This window comes from Shewanella sp. MMG014 (genome assembly GCF_018100775.1).
Lineage (GTDB): Bacteria > Pseudomonadota > Gammaproteobacteria > Enterobacterales > Shewanellaceae > Shewanella > Shewanella japonica.
This window is the reverse complement of record NZ_JAGJDZ010000004.1, coordinates 325,952-345,829: the sequence shown is the minus strand read 5'-3', so window position 1 is coordinate 345,829 and position 19,878 is coordinate 325,952. Positions and strand designations below refer to the sequence as shown.

The following is a 19,878-nucleotide window of genomic DNA, read 5'->3' as shown; positions in this document are numbered from 1 at the left end:
TTCAAAGGCAACTTTTTCATTTTACAGCTAAGTTAATGCATGAATTTGATGTGATTTTAGTTGCAACAGTTTTCCCCTAATTATCTTATGCGCTGGCACTTCAAGCAGATAATTCACTCGCGGCATAAGCAAATCCAAATACTGAATGTTATTCATTAGTACCTTAACGTTGTAATCGAATTAACTAAAAAACCGCTAATAAAATACTGTTCATGCTGTTGACCTAGCTTAAAAATCAGCCCATATTGATAGATAATTGTTAATAATTACATGAACTTCATGGGCTTCAGCGATTGAGTTTACTTACTCATTATTTACATAAATGGAAGAAAAGGCTTGGGATACTCTTAGCCTTACTTTGCTTGTGGCCGCTACAAACTTGGGTCGTCTCGCTCCTTGCAACTAATGCACTCACCCCTTACGACATAACGCTATCCCTCCCGCTTTCCGAAAAATTAAATCAGCAATTTGGTTTGTCACCTACAAGTAAAATCAATAAGGTATTTGTCAGCGGAAATTTTTCAGACTGGCATAGTGATGATCCCTTTTATCAAATGCAGCACACAGGTAAAGATCAATGGCAGTATCAGTTACCGCTCCATCCTGGAGATATAGAATATAAACTGGTATTAGAAATTGAAGGGCAAGCGAATCCAACATGGATTGTAGACCCAACTAACCCCAACACAGCAATTAACCCATGGGGCGATGCAAACTCCTTAATAGAGGTTGCCGATTGGCCAAAAATTGCGGTCATTAGCCAACTATTAACCTTAGCGGTGATTGGCGCGTTTTTATTATATTGTGTGTTAGAACCATTATTGTATTGGTTATTGCACTTAAAAATGCCGCTTTATCGCAAACTTATGCTATCTAATATTCTGATTTTAATCTGTATTCAAGTCATTTTTTTCAGTTATCAACTCCACCAAAACAGACAACTCATTAAACTCAGCATAAGCGATACTTTGCATAACATGCATTTGGTATTAGCCAGTAACCAGATTGATTTTAGCCAGCTTAACAATCAAAAAGATGAAATTGACACAGCTATCGATCAGTTCTTCGCTCAGGCAACCACGCGAATAGACAAAAAACAAACCAGCCTATTTCAAATCACTTTATCTGACTTTGCCGTTTTAGATAAAAACGGTGAACTTATTTCGTTGCACCATCGCCTTCAAAATCAATCTATCCAGCTTAATCGAGCCAAAAAACTCGGGTTTGATAATACGCACGATTATTTTATTAAAGGAATGTGGGCAAGCTTGATCCCCAACGCATTGAGTCAAGCAACCAATGGCCAACTTATTACAGCAAAACGCCCTGCTGCTATTCGTCATGTTGAAACCAATAAAACCCGCCAAAGTGAATGGGTTTTAGGCTTTAGCCAAGTGATGCAGCCCATCATTTCACGTGGACAATTACAGGGCTTTTATGGCGGTTCAATTCAGGTCAAACTCTATGGAGAGGAATTACTCAATACCTTATTTTTTCAGCTACTGCTGCTATCTGGGGTCTTGTCTTTAGCCAGCTGGTTATTAATGAGTGTGGGTAAAATTGTCACCTCGGATATATTGACACTAACCAATTGGACACAAAAAATTGTCAGGGGTGATTTAACCCAAAAGCTAACCTTAAATAGCCAAGATGAAATTCAGCAGTTAGGTGATAACTTTGAAGTCATGCGCCAATCCTTAGCGGATAATTTTCATAAAATTGAACAGCAAAACAGTAACCTTTTTAAAGAGGCGTACTTTAACAACTTAACCGGATTACCTAATAGAAAAAAACTGTACGCTGATTTACACCAACATCAAGCCTCCTCATTAATCGTCTTCAATATTAATGACTTTGGGCAAATTAATGATTTTTATGGTGTTAACGCTGGCGATTTTATTATCATTGAAGTGGCCAATAGTTTAGAACTCGTTTCAGCCCCTCATCACCTTTATAAAACTGGTGCTGATGAATTTGTCGTGCTCACCCACTCCCAATTCAATGATGCCCAGTTACAACAACTTGCTGTTCAAATCATTGATTATGTTAGCCATAAAGCCATTGCCATCGACGGTAATGAAATTTATGTCACACTAAGCGCAGGCGGTGCCCACTGCGTCAATGACCAATATACTCAGTTACATCAACAAGCTGATTTAGCTAGGCGTATTGCTAGGCGGCATTTTCAACGATACCAACTATTTACAGCTGAAATGTCTAACCCTGAAGCTTTTGAAGCAAACATGCATCAAAGCCGCATGCTTGTTGCAGCAGTCACCCATGATTGGGTCACGCCCTATGTGCAATTAATTAAGCCAATAACTGAAAACTTAGAGCCTAAGTTTGAGTGCTTGATGCGAATATGCTTAGGCGATGGCACAGTGTTAACACCTGCTCAGTTTATGCAAACTGCAGTGCGCTCCCGATTATATCCACGTTTAATGGCCGCGATGTTAACCAAGTCTTTTGCCTTGTTTAAAGGTTTACCCTATGCCTTTTCAGTTAACATTTCACTCGAAGATATTGCTGATACAGAAAGGGTTGAGCAATTGCTAAAATTATTAAAAGCCAATCCAGAAACATCAACTCGCTTAACCTTAGAGTTATTAGAAAGCGAAGAAATTACTAATTATGATTTGGTGCATGACTTTATTGAAAAAGTTAAGCCCTACGGCTGTAAAATCGCAATTGATGACTTTGGGGCTGGATATTCAAACTTCGTTCATTTAATGCGTTTGGATATTGATATCATCAAAATTGATGGTTCATTGATCCAGCATTTAGATCAAGATACTAAAGCACAGCACCTAGTAGAAACCGTATCAAGTTTTGCGAAAAAAATGGGCATTGAAACGGTTGCAGAATTTGTTGATTCTCCCCAAGTACTTGAGCGCGTGAAACACTACCATATCGATTATGCCCAAGGTTTTTTACTCGGAAAACCAGAGGCGAGCATTGCAGAAGCCTTATCCATAAGTAAACTTGAATCGCGCTAACTTATTAACGATATACTCATTAAAAAGGCAGCCTTGCTGCCTTTTTAATACGTCTAACCTAGCTGTTTCGCAACTTACCATCGCATAGTAGGCATCAAACTAGCTCAGCTAACATGGCATCATCGTAAGCAGTCAGCTCCTCTCCACGACGTACCTTGCTCACATAATCAGGATTCGCAATAAACGCCCGTCCAATCGCCAACAAATCAAATTCATTTGCCTCAATGGCTTTATTGCCAGTTTCAGCGGTATAGCTACCAACCCCCACTAAGGTTTGATTGTAATGCTTTCTTAAATACGCTGACGCTTTACCATCTAGATAGTCAAACTCCATTGCATCATCAAATATTCCTAAATGAATAAAGGCAAGTTGACGAGACTCTAATTGTTTAAGTAGGTAATCAAATACTGCCCGATCGCGGCTATCGGGTTCCATATTAAAATACGCCCCAGGTGATAAACGAATAGCCGTTCTCTCGTGGCCAATTTTAGCCACAATCCCATCTACTACTTCAATGGCAAAACGTGCCATATTCTCTGGCGATTCACCATATTCATCTGTGCGGTTATTACAGGAGTAATGTAGAAATTGATCAATGAGGTAGCCATTAGCACCATGAATTTCAACGCCATCAAAACCGGCCTTGAGCGCATTGTCTGCTGCGGTTGCATAATCTGCCACCAGCTGAGTAATATCCTCACTGGTCGCAGCTTTAGGCTGTTGATACATTAACTCTCGATTGCGGGGTATTGTGCCTTCTATGCCAATGTTTGATGCTGATAGCACTTCACCCTTACCTTCACCAAAAAAGAATGGATGAGCAACACGCCCTGTGTGCCAAAGCTGAGCAAAAATTTTACCGCCTTTATCATGCACGGCCTTGGTGACAACTTTCCAGCCATCAACTTGTGCCTGGGTATAAAGTCCAGGTGTATTGACATAGCCCTGACCATCGGGACGAATAATGGTCGCCTCACTAATGATAAGTCCAGCATCGGCACGGCGAGCATAATAATCAGCCATGGTTTGCGTTGGAACTAAATCATCATCAGCCATGCAGCGAGTTAACGGGGCCATTAATATTCTGTTGTTAAGAGTCAAGGTGTCATTGAGTTTATAGGGAGTAAATAACGAGGCTGGCATAATGCTTCCTTGAAAATGAGATCGTTAATTGGTGTGGTAAATAAGTCACCGCGTTTGATGGCAGTATATACATACTTTGTCTGCCAGTTTAACAACAGATTAAGTTTGTCATATTTTATGTTTAAGCAACTAAACGATTATCTCAAACATCTAGGTCAATGATTCAACATAGATGCTCGTCATAAGTATGAAATGAATATTGAGACTCACTTTTTACAGTCGATTAGTTTGCCTCAAGATTACGAAGAAAGGAGGTAGAAAGTTCAGATTGATTGTCATTAATCAAATAACAATAATTAGTTACGGCTAAAGTGCCTTTTTAAACAAGGTTTTTTTGCGCATAAACACGCTCGCCCAATGAGTTAAGAATTTTACACTCGCCATCAAGTACAGCAATGATTGATTTACCAGCACGAAACTCATTAGGCAGCATCACCCTACCTGTTTCGCTTACGTCAAGATCAGTCAACACGGTATTCTTCATCAGTAAGCCAACTGGGGCCTCGTAAAATAGCACGGTTACCGTGGCTTTATTATTATCATCCGTGGTGGCAACTTCCTGGCTAACATCTGTCATATAGAACTCTCTTATTAATGCTGACTTATCAATGCAATCATATCGTTACTTCCCTCCAAGTTTAGCGCATTTTTACTATAGAGGGTTACTCACACAGCTTTGAGTTTAGATGATTATTAAGTCTATTTCCGCATTTTAGTCATCAATATCTTACACAAATTTAACAGTAACTATGTTAAATTGAATGCATTAACCCTATATCGGCTGATCTGTATCAATAGCTCTGCTCATATAGACTAAACAGCTGCGATTATTTTTGTTAGAATCAGCGGCAATTTTTCGAAATTTAAAACGAGATCAAGATGGGAAGAGCATACCAAAACCGCAAAGAATCTATGGCAAAGACTGCCGGCCAAAAAACGCGTTTATACTCGCGTTATGGTAAAGAAATTTATGTTTGTGCCAAAAATGGTGGTGTTGACCCTGACGGTAACCTAGCGTTACGCAGCTTAATTACTCGCGCAAAGAAAGACCAAGTACCAGCACATGTAATTGAACGCGCAATCGAAAAAGCGAAAGGCGGTGGCGGTGAAGATTACGATACTGCACGTTATGAAGGTTTTGGCCCTGGCGGGTGTTCAGTTATCGTTGACTGCCTAACCGATAACGTAAAACGTACCTTTACAGAAGTACGCCAAGCATTTGTTAAAAACGATGCTAAGTTAGGTGGCCCTGGTACTGTTGCCCACAGCTTTGATCATCAAGCCGTATTCGTATTTGCAGGTGATGACGACGAAGCCATTTTAGAACTGCTAATGATGGCTGATGTTGATGTCACTGACGTTGAACTTGAAGATGGCATGATCAGTGTATTTGCGCCAATTACTGAGTTTAACAAGGTACGTGTTGCACTGACTGAAGAAATTGCCGATATCAACTTTGAAGTTGAGCACATTACTTTTGTGCCACAAGCAATGACCGAAGTTACTGGTGAAGATGTTGAAACGTTTGACAAGTTTATTAACGCATTAGAAGATTGCGACGACGTGCAAAATGTTTATCACAATGCTGAAATTAATGATTAAACATCATTAGTTAACGGCCACAAAAAACGCAGTCATTTGACTGCGTTTTTTTATTTCGTTAGAAAGTCTTGGACTATTTCAGATCCATCTCTTGCACTCTTTCATAAGCAATTTCAGGCGCTGTCACTTCAGGCTTGGCGTGTAAATCAGCTTTTAGCTGACCTTTGCGGTGTTTAAGAGCTGCATCAAGTTTTTTACCTGCACTTGAAAGTGCTGGATACATAACAGGATCTGAGGCTTTTGCTGCGATACGACTGCCTTCATAATTTGTCGTGATTTCAACTTCAAATTCGCCGTGTTCTTTTGAGATGATAATATCGAGTGATATTAGCGTTGGGAAATGGCTGGCAATTTTGGTGAATTTTGCGCTAACGTCTTGTTTTACAGTATCTGTAACATCAACATGGTGACCCGAAAGATTTATTTTCATAGATAACTTATCCTTTAATAATATAGCAAGGCTATATACTTCACTTTCTAGCAGATATTTATTCTTACATAAGTAGATTTTGGGGCGTGTGTCCTAGATCACAAGGGCCGTTGTATAAATTTTTGTTAACTTAGCTAACAACCTGCCTTCTTTTAATACTACTGTCATTTTCTTCCTTTACAGCTTTAGTATAGACACAAAAACCAAACAAAATCTGCAACTTTTGTCGTCTTTACATCAAAAATGCATTTATTGTCATTTTTCAGACAATTAGCCCTCTTTTTTGTTTAAATTTCATTCAGAGCAAGCCAGTTAACAAAGTAATATATTACTGTTCGCCCCCTTAAAAGGCGCTTTAAAACCGTTTTAGCATAAATAACATTAGGCTGCTTTTACCAAGAATCCTGCTATTTAACACAGAATCATCCTGATGAAACATAATTAATAAAGCACTACCGACCAGTACACTAGGTGTCATTCACAACACATATTGCAGTTTTGTCTAGTCCTAAAATAGGTTGACGGTTTTTATTAAGCCAGTTGGAAATACCAACTGGCTTTTTCATGCACCTCGTTCGGGGTTTTCATTCCTAAACTAAGATGCGGCCGTAGCTGGTTATAAATCTCTATTGATTCTTTGACTAAAACACCAAGCTCTTTCATCGTTCGGCAACGATAAAGCAAAAACTCATGTTTCAAAATACCATTTACCCTCTCCGCCAGTGCATTTTGGTAGCAGTCATATCCATCTGTCATTGATGGTGTGATACCGTTGGCGGCTAATGTCATTTGGTATTCCTCTGAGCAGTACTGTATTCCTCTGTCTGAGTGGTGAATTATATTACCCGTTGTTATCCGATTCTTTATCGTCATATCCAAGGCCTTAACGACATCAGAGGCTTTCATCTCATCGCTTAGTTCATATCCCATTATCTTTCTGGAATATGCATCTGTAACCAGCGATAAATAGTGCGTTCCCTCATCTGATTTTACATAAGTGATATCGCTAACGAGGACCTCTTCAGCGCGTTCAACCGTCTTCTCTTTCAGTAAGTTAGGATGTCTTCTAAGCCAATGATGGCTATTGGTTGTTTTGGTGTAGTTTTTTCTTGGCTTCACCAACATATCTTGCTGTTTCAGATAGTCAAATAGCCCATCCCTTCCAAGTTTTATGCCTTGCTCAATCAGCTGTGGCTTGATGAGCTGGTAGAGCTTACGAGTTCCTACTCTAGGCATAAACTGACGCCAATACATCACCATTGGTTTCACAGGTTTGAGCCTTTCTGCCTTAGATTCAACTCGTTGCTTCCATTGATAAATCGCTTGCCTCGATAAATTAAATTGCCGACTCGCTGTCGCTAACTTTACGGTGCCTTTTTCTTTGGCAATCCAGAGCGCTCGGCTAAGTACTTTTTTTCTAAATCGATACCATATTCATTTTTTAACAGTTCAACCATATCGCCATAAATCATATTTTTCATTTCTAGATTAGAAACCTGCTTCTCTAGGCGTTTTATTTTCTGGGCGGGTGTTTCTTTAGATTTAGACATAGGAGAATGCTCAATGGGTTGCGTCCAGTCTAATCTACCATGTTTTCTTAACCACGTAAGGACAGTGCTTCGACCTTGGATCCCGTAGTGCTCTTGAGCTTGTTTATAGGTTAGCTCACCTTTTTCTACCTGGCTGACGACGGCTAATTTAAAGCCTAACGTGTAATCACGCTGTGTACGTTTAAAACTGATTGTGCTTGAAGGTTTCATAGATAAGTCTCCAAAGTGTCAACTTATCTCAGGACGGGACATTTTTTAAAACAAAAAAGCCCAGCTTTCGCTGAGCCTTTTACCATCAACACAATTATCTAGGTCCTAGTTAACACGATTAACGGTTAACGTAGGTGAACTTAAACTTGGGCCTGTTACCGTAAAGCGATAAGTCCCAGCTGCAGCAACATCAAACAGCATATTTGCTCCTTTAGAGGCTAAGGTTTTCATATCACCTTCAATCACGGCCTCTTCACCTGCTATAGCGCCAAAATCTACCGTTGACCAGTCTCCTGTGGCGATTTTGAACTCGGCAGTTCCAGCGTCAAGTGCAATATCGACAGTATATACAGATGATCCCTGATAACTGAGTGCATCCACTTCCCCCCACCCATTCATGCCACCACGAATGTAAACGGTATTACCAGCAAACATATCAGTTTTGTTTACTGTTAACACAGGTTCATTGCGATTAGTCATGTCTAGAGTGAAGGTATACATTTCTTCAGTTTCAAAGTTCAGGCTCATATTGCTACCAGAAACAGCTAATGCTTTTTCAGTCCCTAGTGTGACTGAACCATCGGCATCTAAGCTACCAAAATCAACAGTAGACCAATCAGCTGATGCCACTTTAAACTCATGGTTTGCTACAGATACCAAAATTTCAGCTTGATAAATACTACCGCCCATATATGTTAGCTCGTCAGTTTCACCCCAACCGTTCATGCCACCACGAATATAAACGCTAGTCCCCACAAAAGGCTCTTCGTTGTATACGGTAAGCACTGGGTTATCTTTATCAGCCGCATTGAGTGAGAACACGTAAGTTGCATCAGTTGCAGCTGTAAAGCTTAAGTTTGCACCACTTGGTGCAAGTTGCTCTGCTACGTCTTCATCTACACCTGCTTCAGCATCTGATACGCCGCCAAAATCAACGGTACTCCAATCTGCTGACGCTACTTTAAAGTCATAGCCACCTGCTGCTAACGTAATCGCTACGCGATATTCGCCATTTCCAATATAGGTAAAGCTATCCACTTCACCCCAACCATTCATGCTGCCACGAACAAAGACTTCTGTGCTGCCATAAGGAACAACATCAGGCGCACCCGCTGTCGCGTCTGCACTTAAACCAGTACCTTGTGCATCACCTTGGTTTTTAACAAACACAGCTGTGGTTTGAGCTGGAACGGTAAAGGTGCCTTCCTCAGTGCCTTCACTAAAGTTTGCACCTTGAACTATTGAGTCAACTGACATAGCTAACGTTGGATGCAAGCTAAAGCCCGTTGCTGTTGACACAGTATGAGATTGCTCACTATCACTACCATTTATCATCACCACCATGGCATCAACCGCAGGGTCAACATCCACTAGGCCTGCACCATCGTCAACACTCATCACGATAACGCCTTGCTTTTGATTTTTACCAATATTATGGAAACCAACTCGATTAATAATGTCTTGTTCGGTAGTTAACCGCAGTAAAGGGCTGCTTTTACGTATCGATAAGAACTCATTAAACACGCTTGAAGCAAACTCAATTTCAGACATTGATGGGGCTGAATTAGGATTACCTGCTAGTGCGATAATTTGTTCCATTTTCTCTGCATTATCTTGCTCTAACGGTAATCCAACATTCCAGTTATTGCTTTCCTTAGTAAAGTCGACCCAGTTAAACCAATCACCAGAGTCATAGGTGTTACGATCCAGTGATTTTGACCGCAACATATCACCACCCATTTGGAAGAACGGGATACCTTGGCTCATTAATGGAATCGTTGCAGCAATGTTTTGCACACGAACTCGAGTATCAAGCGACATACCAATGTCATTTGAGTACTGCAAAATATCCCACAAGGTTTCGTTATCATGCTTTGACACATAGTTAATACTGTCAGCAGGATCTAAAGTATAGGCCGTAGGCTGGGTGTTCCAGCTAAAGCTGCTACCTGTTGCTGTATTACCATTAAAGTCTTTTAAGACGTAATTTTGTAAGTTACCAGCCATTGATAAACGCAGGGTGTCTTGGTCGCGTAAGTAGTCATCTTTTTGCTCCATAGCAAATAATGCACCGCCACGAACTGACTCTCGAATACGATCATTAAAGGTACCGACTTCACTGCCTGCCATATTGGCCTGAACAGCTTGTTCAAATAAGCGGTTATCTGCGACTTCACCAAAGTTCCAACCTTCACCATAGAAGTAGTTATCAGGATCAACCGCTTGAACAGCCTCGCGAGCATCTAAAATACTGCTTTTCGGCATATGACCCATCACATCGAATCGGAAACCATCAAATCCATACTGCTTGGCAAGAATGACCATGGAGTCTGAAACAAACTTATCCATCATTCGATGTTCTGTTGCAGTATTATCACAACAAGTCGATGACTCAATTTTACCGGTAATTTCGTTATAGCGGTGGTAGTAACCTGGCACGACTTTATCCAGTACCGAGTTATCCCAAAGTCCCGACGAACTCGTATGGTTATAGACCACATCAAGTACCACGCGTAAACCGAGTTCATGTAATGCTAAGTTCATTTCTCGCAGTTCTTTAATGCGAGCAATACCGTCAGCATCAGTCGCATAACTTCCTTCTGGGGCAATAAAATGTTGCGGATCGTAACCCCAGTTAAAGCTGTCATAACCACGCATGGCATTAACGAGTGCTTGCGCATCTTTAGAGCCTGGTAATGTTCCTTCTAAAATAGACTGAATAGTTGCCGACTTATCCTGAGTCAAACACGCATCTGCATTGTCATCAATCTTGTCACATAAGGTGCCCAAGGTATCTGAAATATCAACGCGCTCAGCTGGGTCTTCATTGACTGTGGCAATGTCATTGATTGGCAGCAAATGAAAATGTGTTACACCACTTTCAGCCAGCTTTCTAAGATGCTCAACAGGGTCACTTCCCTCTTCTGTAAAGGCTAAGTACTTTCCTCGATTAGCTTCAGTCGTGCTTTCATCACGTGCACTAAAGTCACGTACATGACCTTCGTAAATCACGATATCCTCAGGATTTGCCACCGTCATAACTTCGTGGCCATCCCAACCTTCAGGTTTTAAATCTGCATCACTCAAGTTAACAAATTGGCTGTAACGGCCATTAGTTGAGACATTAAGTGAGTAAGGATCCGTTGACTCGAGTGTTTCAATAGCCTGAGTAACAGGATGATAAACCACTAACTCATAGCGGTAATACATTCTGTCTAGGATCATATCACCACTGAATGACCAAATACCCGTGTCAGCATCAAGCGTCATAGCCTCAGTGCTGGTTAAGTTTTTCGCCGCGTCATAAACCTTTAAGTTTACCGACTGCGCTGTTGGCGCCCAGACATTAGCAATGATGTTACTACCGTCATATATTATGCCTAAATCAGCTTCGTCAGCATCGTTATCACCTGAGGTATATAACGCATCCAATACTTTTGCCACTTGTACATGACTTGCCGCGACAGGTTTATTGGCACTGTCATACGCCGCCATCACCAATTGATTTTTAGCAATAGACTTAGCTTCTTCTGCAGTAAAATTCGCTTCATAGGCAGGCCAATCAGCTAAATGTGGCACTAAGGCTTTTTGCACATCAGTTAGCTCACTGGTCATCACTTCAACCTGAGTACCACTGATGTTGCCATCATTATCAGCAGCAATTCCAGCTGATGCAGAATGATGAATGACGAACTTGGCAATGCCGTCGGGATCTTCATTCCATACAAAAGTGTTTTGATCTAACCAGTGAGCACTTGCACCAGCAATAGAAAAACCAACATCTAGAATCGGATAATCATACACATCACTTTCACCATGGATGGTAAAATTAGAACGGTTAAAGTTTGCTTCAGGCTCGCCGTCTTCGGCTAACACTTTAAGGTTCATGACTAAGTCACCATCCCCCAGTGCTTTACCTGAACCTTCAGTACCGATATGAACAATAAAGTTGGCACATTCGCCATAGCCTTCTTTAAGATTAATGATCCAATAGGCACCATAATTAGGGTCAATACCATCAAACGAATGACCATTTGCCCAATCAGTTGAATCAAACGGCGGTGCATAACTATCACAGGTGTCATTATTCCAAGTATGCAGCTTATAACCTGGGTAATTAGGGTTCGAATCAGTATTATCGTTATCCTTAATTCGGTTGTAATACAACACAGCTTGGTTTTCACCAGCGTAAGCTACAGGCTCTGGTAGCTCAGGGTTATAGCCCACAATACAGCTTTCATTTTTTGCATCTGGAAATTTAGGTGCAGGACAGCTTAATGGCGGCGGTGGTACACATTCGGTGCCCGCTGCATTAGGGATATTCGGTACATTACACGTTAACAGCACTTCACCTGGCTCAGATGAATCCCCACCACCACAACCTGCAAGCGTCGCTAAACTGGCAGCAACTGCAGATAATTTCACGACTCTAGAAATACTCATCATGAGTGACTTCTCCCCATAGAATGTTGATTAAATTGCGTCATCAGTTTGTTGTTATTAATTTGATGACCCATCACACGAATTAACTGGATATTGTTCTTATTATTTTTGTTACATGGCATAAGTGAACCCCAAGTAAAATTCGCGGCCAAAGTACTGAATGGTGCCGGTTTTGTTTTCAGTGCCGAAGTAACTTTTAGTTGGCTCATCAGTTAAGTTATTCACTTGAAATAACACTCCTAAGCCATCAGTCACTTGGTAAGACGCTTGATAATCAAGCACTGTTTCACCATCAAAGTTCACCACTTGTTCGTTAATGGCGACTTGCTCAGATACGAAATCATCACGGTAACGACCACTTAAGCGAGTTTCGAAGCCTTCGTAAGAGTAAAAGAGCGTGGCGCTGACCACATTGTTAGATAACCCAGGTAAATCTTGCGTTGCCGTGTCACCACCTAAGTTAGTAATGGATTGCACTTCAGACTCGGTGTAAGAGTAACTGGCGTTAAACCCTAGCCCTGACCATCCTGCTGGTAGTGAAGCAAACACTTGGGTGTAAGCTAATTCAAGACCACGAATATAGCCGCCTTCAGCGTTATTGACTGCAGTTGTGTAAGTACCGTTAGTGGTTTCAATTTGCTCACCACTATCTTCATCAATAATGTAATCAGGGACGTTAAAACCGTTGCCTTTAAAGTCGAAATTATCAATCGCAATCGTGTCAATGAATGAGTCAATATTCTTATAGAAGACAGCAGCGACGACAGCCCCTTCATCAAAGTAATACTCATAAGATAAATCGTATTGATCTGCATAGAACGGCATTAAGAATGGGTTATTGGTACTTGAACCATTGATTTCACCATCATCTGAAACCGATGCACTGATATCGCCAGCTAAGCGATTAATCGGTGGGCGAGACATCACTTTTGCAGCGGCAAAACGGACCTGTGAGTCATCAGTGACTTTAAAGTTTAAGTTGATAGAAGGCAGGTAATCGGTGTAATCAACCCCCTGAACCGTTGGCGCATAGTTTTGGTTGATAATGCCAATTTCATCAGTAATATTCTGCGCACCTAAAGTCGGATCTCCTTCTACATTTTGAAGCATGGTCGCTGACTGGTCGGTATTAACCACACGAACACCAAAGTTACCCGTAATTGGTAATCCACCAATTTCAGTATCAATGTTTGCCATAACATAGCCAGACAAGACTTCTTCATACACCTCGCCACTTTGCAGCACTGACCATGAATAGTTAGTTGTGTAGCCTTGTGGATCGATGACTCCACCTGCATTACCCCAAGTTTGCACAGGTTGTGGCGTGCCATCTGGGAACCATGCATTTAACGCTTTATCTAAATCAATGGCTAAATAAGAAGGGAAATATGAAAAGTCACCATCCCAGTCAACAACCGTTGTCATATCATCGGTAAGTTTGAGTGGCGGCTCAGACTTTGAAAATGCACCATCATTACCGTATTCAAATACTGAGCGATCGTTTGAGTAAGTGCGATCTGAATAGCGTGCGCCAAATTCTACACTTGCGATAAAGTCATTATCTAACTCATAAGTAAAATCTACTCGGTATGCTTTCACTTCATCTTCGTTTTCAAACGGATAAATACCGTATTTACTGACCATCACTCGGTCGATATCAGAAAATGCATCCGCCTGATTAAAGCCAACATCGGGTAAATCTAAACCATTTAATAAATAACTTACTGAGACATTCTCATCAAAAATAGGCGCATCCGCATTCGCATCAACAGCGACATTTGACCAAAGTAAGCCGTTTCTGAAATCACTTTTAGCCGCTGATAACGACACATCGACATTGACGTTTAATCTGTCTGTTACCTGCCAATCACCATTGATACCAAAGCTGTCGACCTCATCAAAATCTTGGTTATCATCATTGACGATTTCGACACGAGTGTAGCTTTTAGAAGTGCGGTTAAACGTGCCGCCGATAACTGAATTACCATCATAAGTTGGATTTGAAACACTGGCATCGCGGCCGCCAAACTTGGTACGAAAACCACGAGCAAATGATTCGCTGTCAAAGCGGGACATAAAGGCATCAGCCTTTAACACAAAATTATCTACTGGTGCCCACTCAATGGCGGCCATGTAACCATTTCGAATTTCAACACCACCTAGATGTTGTACCTCAAAGCCTTCACTGATGTATTCGTTCGCAGGGTTATCTTCAGGTCCATTGATATCCCCTTCAATGCCGTCGACATCCTTGGAATCATTGTAAGCAAGGCCAATAAATTGAGTTGCGACACTCGGCTGTTCAAGACGAGCGTAACCCACTGCCACACCTAAGGTATCCTCTAGGAATTTACCTTGATATGAAAAGCTTAAACGAGAACCAAAATCTTCGGCACCATACACTTCATCGGCACGATCGTTATACATACCACGCACATTGGCAGTAAAGTTATGTTGTTTATCTTTGCTTAGAGGACTGACGGTTGTCAGCTCAACAGTACCCGCAACACCGCCTTCAATAAGGGAAGCTTTAGGCGACTTGTAAACCGCTGCAGAACTAATTAATTCAGAAGGGTATTGGTCAAACTCAATACTACGAGAACCACTCGTTGATACTTGTTCACGTCCATTTAAGGTTGAAAATACAAAGCCACCCGACATACCACGAATGTTAATTTCAGCAGCTTGACCACCAGTACGTACTGCAGAAATACCAGGTAAACGGGTCAATGCATCGGCCATTGAAACGTCAGGTAGTGCACCTAAGTCATCGGCAGATAATTGTTCAGAAACGGTATCCCCATAACGTTTTGAGTTAAGTGAATCAATCAAACTACGACTATAGCCTTTCACACTGATCCGCTCGATGCCAGTTTCTGCTTCCGTATCATCCGCTTCATTGCTAGCTAACGCATTTGTGGGTTGTGTATTCTCTGTGGCGCTCACTTCGACATCAGCTGTCGAAGATTGAACCGTTTCAGTTTTTATCTCATCGGCCGCAAATGCGTCATTCGGAGTCAACATAATACTGACTCCTGCCGCTGCTAGCGCTAGTGATAACACACTAGGTTTACAATTGAACATTGAGTTTCCCCTCACCTTACTGACTTTATAGTCACCCAACATTCAGTTATACGACTCAGACTAATGGAATATCAGGCATTATTATCGAGTTATAGTAGTCATGGATAAGTATTAGTCTCAATTTTTTGCATACGTATTCATAACAAACCATTAACAACCAAGTTAAAAATTGCTTACATAAGCGAATGAATTAATGCGCAAAAAACAAACAAAGTTAAATGCAAAGGTATTTTTACGAATACAATAGAATTGAATTTTCTAAGCTTTAGTAGATTTCATCAGGTACTCAGGTAAAATGCAGGCTCGGTAAAAATGTATTTAAGGTAAGAACGCTAATTTATTTAGCAAACAATCGACTTTAAGCATTTGAATTGGCTAATAAAGGAAGCATTAATGGGTTTTAAGCTAACGGTAAACTGGCAAGCGGATCATTTTGAACATACCGCACCTGAATTTAACCGAGATCACCAAATTGAGTTTGGTTCAGGGCAAGTGATACAAGCTTCTTCAGCACCTGAGTACAAAGGTAATGACGAAAAAATTAACCCAGAAGAAAGCCTTTTGGCCGCCTTATCTTCGTGTCATATGCTGACATTTCTAGCCATTGCGCACTTAAAGCGATTAACTGTCGTATCTTATCAAGATAATGCCCGTGCTGAACTTGGTAAAAACGATTCAGGAAAATTGTCTGTCACTAAAATGCTCTTAAACCCGCAAGTAACGTTTGCCGAAGGCATTGAAGTCAGTAATGAAGTACTGCAAAAAATACACGATAAAGCCCATGCTAACTGCTTTATTGCGAACAGTATTAACTCTGAAGTATCAATAAATATCGATTAATATTCATTACTGAGTAAAGACAGATATAACCCTTACTCAGCAACCAAGTAAGACGTAAAAAAAGCCAATCATTGTGATTGGCTTTTTTAGTGTCTAGATGACTTATTAGTAGAGCCCTCGTCAGATGCATTTCAATTTATGCATCTAAAAACAATAACTTAAATTACCAAGCAACCGTTTCCTGTTCTACTTGGTCACTTTTAAAACCAGTCTATGGTTTAGGTAAAATATCCTCTGCAGTGCCTTGTTGTGGAATAGGTTTAGCACGTAAAGGTAGGATCGGCGTTTGTTTTAGTTCCTCTTTAAGGTAACTAATGGCCTTTTCAAGCTGCGCATCAGCACCGGTAAACGTTGCATAAGGCAAGTTATCAACTTCAATATCAGGTGTAACACCGTAGCCTTCAACAATCCAACGACCATCCATTGCATATTGAGGATACTCAGCGACGCGTGCCATTCCATTATCAGTCACTCGATTACGCCCTGATAACCACACTCCAGCACCAGCAGTTTGCTTGCCAATAATAGGGGCTAAACCTAATGCTTTAATCCCTGCAGAAAAAGTTTCACCATCTGAGTACGTCATTTGATCTGCAAGCACCACTAAATGGCCTCTAAAGGTTTGTTGCATATTGGTATTTGCTGAACCATGGGTCGGCTGCCAAAATGCCCAAGCACGGCGAAGCAGTTTTTCAATTATCCAGCTATCAATGTTTCCGCCTCGGTTTCGACGAACGTCGATAATTAAGCCATCCTTATCGTAATTGGTGTAAAACTCGCGTGCGAAACTTTCGATATCACCCGACCCCATAGCATACAGGTGCAAATACCCCATTTTGCCATCACTGGCCTTAGCGACTTTTTGCGCATTGTTGTTAACCCAATCTAAGTAACGTAATTTAGCATCTGCGCCATTGCTATGAGGCACAACAATGGTTTTATGGCTATCTTTGCCACGCTTTAAATCAAGCAGTACCTGTTTTTCAGCTTGGTTTCGCAAGCTATGCGTTACATCCGCAACCGAGTCAATGGCTTTGCCATTAATGGCGACTATGATATCCCCTGGTTTAGCATCCACATTAATTCGCCCAAGGGGTGAAGCTTGAGAAGGCAACTCAGGATCATTCTGATAAATATGACCGATAATCACTCCTTTATCGGTTTGTGATAATCGCGCCCCTAAACTAGCCGCAGTTGCAGTCTCATTTTTAGTGACATCACCACCACGAACTTGGGAATGCAATGAATCGAGTTCCCCCATCATTTGCTTAAATATGTCATTAAGCTCGTTACGATCGGTCAATCTTTTTAATAAAGGTTGGTATTTTTGTTTAATGGCAGCCCAATCTTTACCTCGCATGCCTTTATCGTAAAAAGAGTCTCGATGCATCAACCAAGCATCTTCAAAAATTTGCTGCCACTCTTGCATAGGTGAGATAGCCAGCTGCCATTGAGCGGTATCAACTTGAGTGTTTTTAAGTTCAGCAGGTAGCTTATCGCCTGCGGTAACAATATGCATTTCAGCAGGGTTAGACTGCTTAGTAATGAGTAATTTCTCGCCATCAGCAGACACAGCATAACCACCGATATCAGCCCCAAACTCACTAATTTCAGCAGAGAGATGATCAAATTTAATGAGCTTTAAACTGGTCTTATTGGCATGAGTGTCCAATAAATACAACTTATCTTTTAGCACAGTTAAATTAGCATAATTCCCTGATGCAACGGGTACTTGCCAAAGACGCTGAGTAATCCCTTTCCAGTCAACTCTGACTTTTTTAATTGCGGTATTGGTCGCTTCTTCTTTATTTGCAATGGTACTTGCATTGAGTTCAGTCGGTTTTTCGAATGGAAATAACGCCTTCTCATTGAGTGCAATCGCAAACACTTGGGTGCGTTTATCAAAAATCGGCCCCATGTTTCTATCACCCCAAGGTGAACCTGGTGTTGCATCAAAGTGGCGATTAGATAAGAAATATAACCACTGCGCATCAGGGCTAAAACTAGGTGAAAATGACTCATATTTATCGCTAGTTAATGCTTGTGCTCTTTCATCTGATAAGGAGTACAACACCACCTGTGGACGCTGCTTACCAATTTCAGACTTAGTCACGGCGATAAGCTGACTATTCGCAGACCAAACAATATCCGCATATTCGCCTAAGCCTTCTCCATTAACGATAATTTTTTTATTCTTGCCTTTTTTCAAGTCCAATAGCCACACGTTGCCGTCATAATCATCGTGAGCAATATAACGACCGTCTGGTGAAAGGTGTAAGCTGGTTCGTAGCGATGAGCCATCTTTGGTTAATTGCTTTGCACCTTCGCTACCATCCGCTGGGAATTGCCAAATCTCTTGTTGGCCTGAAGCATCACTGATGCCGTAAACCCATTTTCCGTCGATACTAAGAGCACCATTACGAACTCTAGCATCAGCAGGGGTTTTAATTTGAATCAGTCTACTGCCGTCATGACTGGCAACGGCGACATGACTACGAGCTGTAATAACCGCTTTATTCCCCTTTGCAGCAAAAGCAACTGACGTGGCATATTGCATTGGATCTGCAATCCATTGCTCACGACGATGAGGAAAATCTGAAGTCAAACTAACATTGACGATGGACGAACTATTATTACTAATATCAAATACGTTAATGTCTGCGCCATGTTGAAACACTATACGTCCCTGATTTAATTGAGCGTCACGCACTTGCCACTCTGAAAATTGAGTATGCTGAGTCATGTCCTTGCCATCAACTGACATAGACCAAATGTTATCATTGCCAGATTGATCACTGACAAAGTACACGCGATTTTGCCACACCATAGGTTGTCTTACAGAACCCTGATGGGAGGCGGTAAGCTTTTGCGCTTCTTTTTTGCTACCCAGCTCATAGCGCCAGATTTCGCCTAATGCGCCACCTCGATAAACCTTGGCGTTATCTCCACTGGCTTGTAAACCAAATTGAGTGAAGTAAACATATTTACCTTGCGCATCAATCGCACCTTCAATGGCATCAGCTAGGGGAAGATCGGTTACGATTAATGACGATGGATTAACTGTTTTTAGTACCCAGTAATTTGCTGGACCATTGGCATTGTCAGTGGCATATAGGATCTCACCAGAAGCAGTCCAACCTTGCAGGCGAACCCGGCTATTCTCAAAGCTCACTCGTTTTGCAACACCGCCGGCCATTGGCATAACATACACTTCAGTTGCACCGTCATAATTGGCAGTAAAAGCCAACCACTGACCATCTTTTGAAATAGTCGCATCTAACTCTTCTGCTGCTTGAGTCGTCAATCTTGTCGCTGTAGTTTGGTTTAACTGACTAGTCCATAAGTCGCCTTCAGCGGTAAACACAATGGTTTGGTCGTGCAATGCTGGCGCACGATAGTACCCTTGGTTTTCACTACTGACCGCTTGAAAAGCGATTCCTGAAAGCCCAAGGGCCAGCATGCAAGCGGTAACGGATTGACGAAGTTTCATGATCAGAAAAGTCCTTGTAAATATTATTATTTTCAAGCACTCAAATTAGCAAAAAAAATGCAACTTATCAGTATCAAAATACGTTAATT

Annotated in this window: 10 protein-coding genes; 3 read left to right on the top strand and 7 right to left on the bottom strand. The window is 41.3% G+C overall.

Annotated features, from left to right (window positions below):
* Positions 1–293 precede the first annotated feature (293 nt).
* Entirely contained in the window at positions 294–2,996 is a 2,703-nt protein-coding gene (locus tag J8L86_RS08990; RefSeq protein ID WP_211029944.1) for an EAL domain-containing protein, read from the top strand.
* A 94-nt stretch (positions 2,997–3,090) separates the two neighbouring features.
* Here J8L86_RS08990 and J8L86_RS08985 read toward each other — a convergent pair whose 3' ends face one another.
* Both J8L86_RS08985 and J8L86_RS08980 read right to left on the bottom strand, forming a co-directional pair.
* Positions 3,091–4,140 carry an alkene reductase gene (locus J8L86_RS08985; RefSeq protein ID WP_211029942.1) on the bottom strand — a complete coding sequence of 350 codons (1,050 nt, stop codon included), beginning with the start codon at positions 4,138–4,140 and terminating at the stop codon, positions 3,091–3,093.
* 319 nt (positions 4,141–4,459) lie between these two features.
* Positions 4,460–4,717, bottom strand: coding sequence for a TIGR02922 family protein (locus tag J8L86_RS08980; protein WP_055025699.1), 258 nt, complete (start codon positions 4,715–4,717; stop codon positions 4,460–4,462).
* Between the two features lie 302 nt (positions 4,718–5,019).
* On the opposite strand from J8L86_RS08980, the gene J8L86_RS08975 reads away from it, so the two are divergent.
* Complete coding sequence (locus J8L86_RS08975; RefSeq protein WP_055025700.1) at positions 5,020–5,742, top strand: YebC/PmpR family DNA-binding transcriptional regulator; 723 nt, start codon at positions 5,020–5,022, stop codon at positions 5,740–5,742.
* Positions 5,743–5,815: 73 nt separating this feature from the next.
* Here J8L86_RS08975 and raiA read toward each other — a convergent pair whose 3' ends face one another.
* The 4 genes from raiA to J8L86_RS08955 form a co-directional block, all read right to left on the bottom strand.
* A complete protein-coding gene (raiA, locus tag J8L86_RS08970) occupies positions 5,816–6,172 on the bottom strand; it encodes a ribosome-associated translation inhibitor RaiA (protein WP_055025701.1) in 357 nt (118 codons plus the stop codon).
* 531 nt (positions 6,173–6,703) lie between these two features.
* A protein-coding gene (locus J8L86_RS08965) for an IS3 family transposase (protein ID WP_211029940.1) occupies positions 6,704–7,932 on the bottom strand; the annotation gives its coding sequence in 2 pieces (ribosomal slippage) (positions 6,704–7,581 and positions 7,581–7,932; 1,230 coding nt in all).
* Between the two features lie 105 nt (positions 7,933–8,037).
* Entirely contained in the window at positions 8,038–12,378 is a 4,341-nt protein-coding gene (locus tag J8L86_RS08960) for an alpha-1,6-glucosidase domain-containing protein (RefSeq protein ID WP_211029938.1), read from the bottom strand.
* Between the two features lie 108 nt (positions 12,379–12,486).
* A complete protein-coding gene (locus tag J8L86_RS08955; RefSeq protein WP_065108606.1) occupies positions 12,487–15,459 on the bottom strand; it encodes a TonB-dependent receptor in 2,973 nt (990 codons plus the stop codon).
* A gap of 393 nt (positions 15,460–15,852) precedes the next feature.
* On the opposite strand from J8L86_RS08955, the gene J8L86_RS08950 reads away from it, so the two are divergent.
* Entirely contained in the window at positions 15,853–16,299 is a 447-nt protein-coding gene (locus J8L86_RS08950; protein ID WP_055025704.1) for an OsmC family protein, read from the top strand.
* A 211-nt stretch (positions 16,300–16,510) separates the two neighbouring features.
* On the opposite strand, the gene J8L86_RS08945 is transcribed toward J8L86_RS08950, so the two are convergent.
* A complete protein-coding gene (locus tag J8L86_RS08945; RefSeq protein WP_211029936.1) occupies positions 16,511–19,789 on the bottom strand; it encodes a S41 family peptidase in 3,279 nt (1,092 codons plus the stop codon).
* Positions 19,790–19,878: the final 89 nt, after the last annotated feature.

Coding starts and splice junctions, on each gene's coding strand:
- J8L86_RS08985 (WP_211029942.1), bottom strand. CDS start 4,140: ATGCCAGCCTCGTTATTTACTCCCTATAAACTCAATGACACCTTGACT.
- J8L86_RS08980 (WP_055025699.1), bottom strand. CDS start 4,717: ATGACAGATGTTAGCCAGGAAGTTGCCACCACGGATGATAATAATAAA.
- J8L86_RS08975 (WP_055025700.1), top strand. CDS start 5,020: ATGGGAAGAGCATACCAAAACCGCAAAGAATCTATGGCAAAGACTGCC.
- raiA (WP_055025701.1), bottom strand. CDS start 6,172: ATGAAAATAAATCTTTCGGGTCACCATGTTGATGTTACAGATACTGTA.
- J8L86_RS08960 (WP_211029938.1), bottom strand. CDS start 12,378: ATGATGAGTATTTCTAGAGTCGTGAAATTATCTGCAGTTGCTGCCAGT.
- J8L86_RS08955 (WP_065108606.1), bottom strand. CDS start 15,459: ATGTTCAATTGTAAACCTAGTGTGTTATCACTAGCGCTAGCAGCGGCA.
- J8L86_RS08950 (WP_055025704.1), top strand. CDS start 15,853: ATGGGTTTTAAGCTAACGGTAAACTGGCAAGCGGATCATTTTGAACAT.
- J8L86_RS08945 (WP_211029936.1), bottom strand. CDS start 19,789: ATGAAACTTCGTCAATCCGTTACCGCTTGCATGCTGGCCCTTGGGCTT.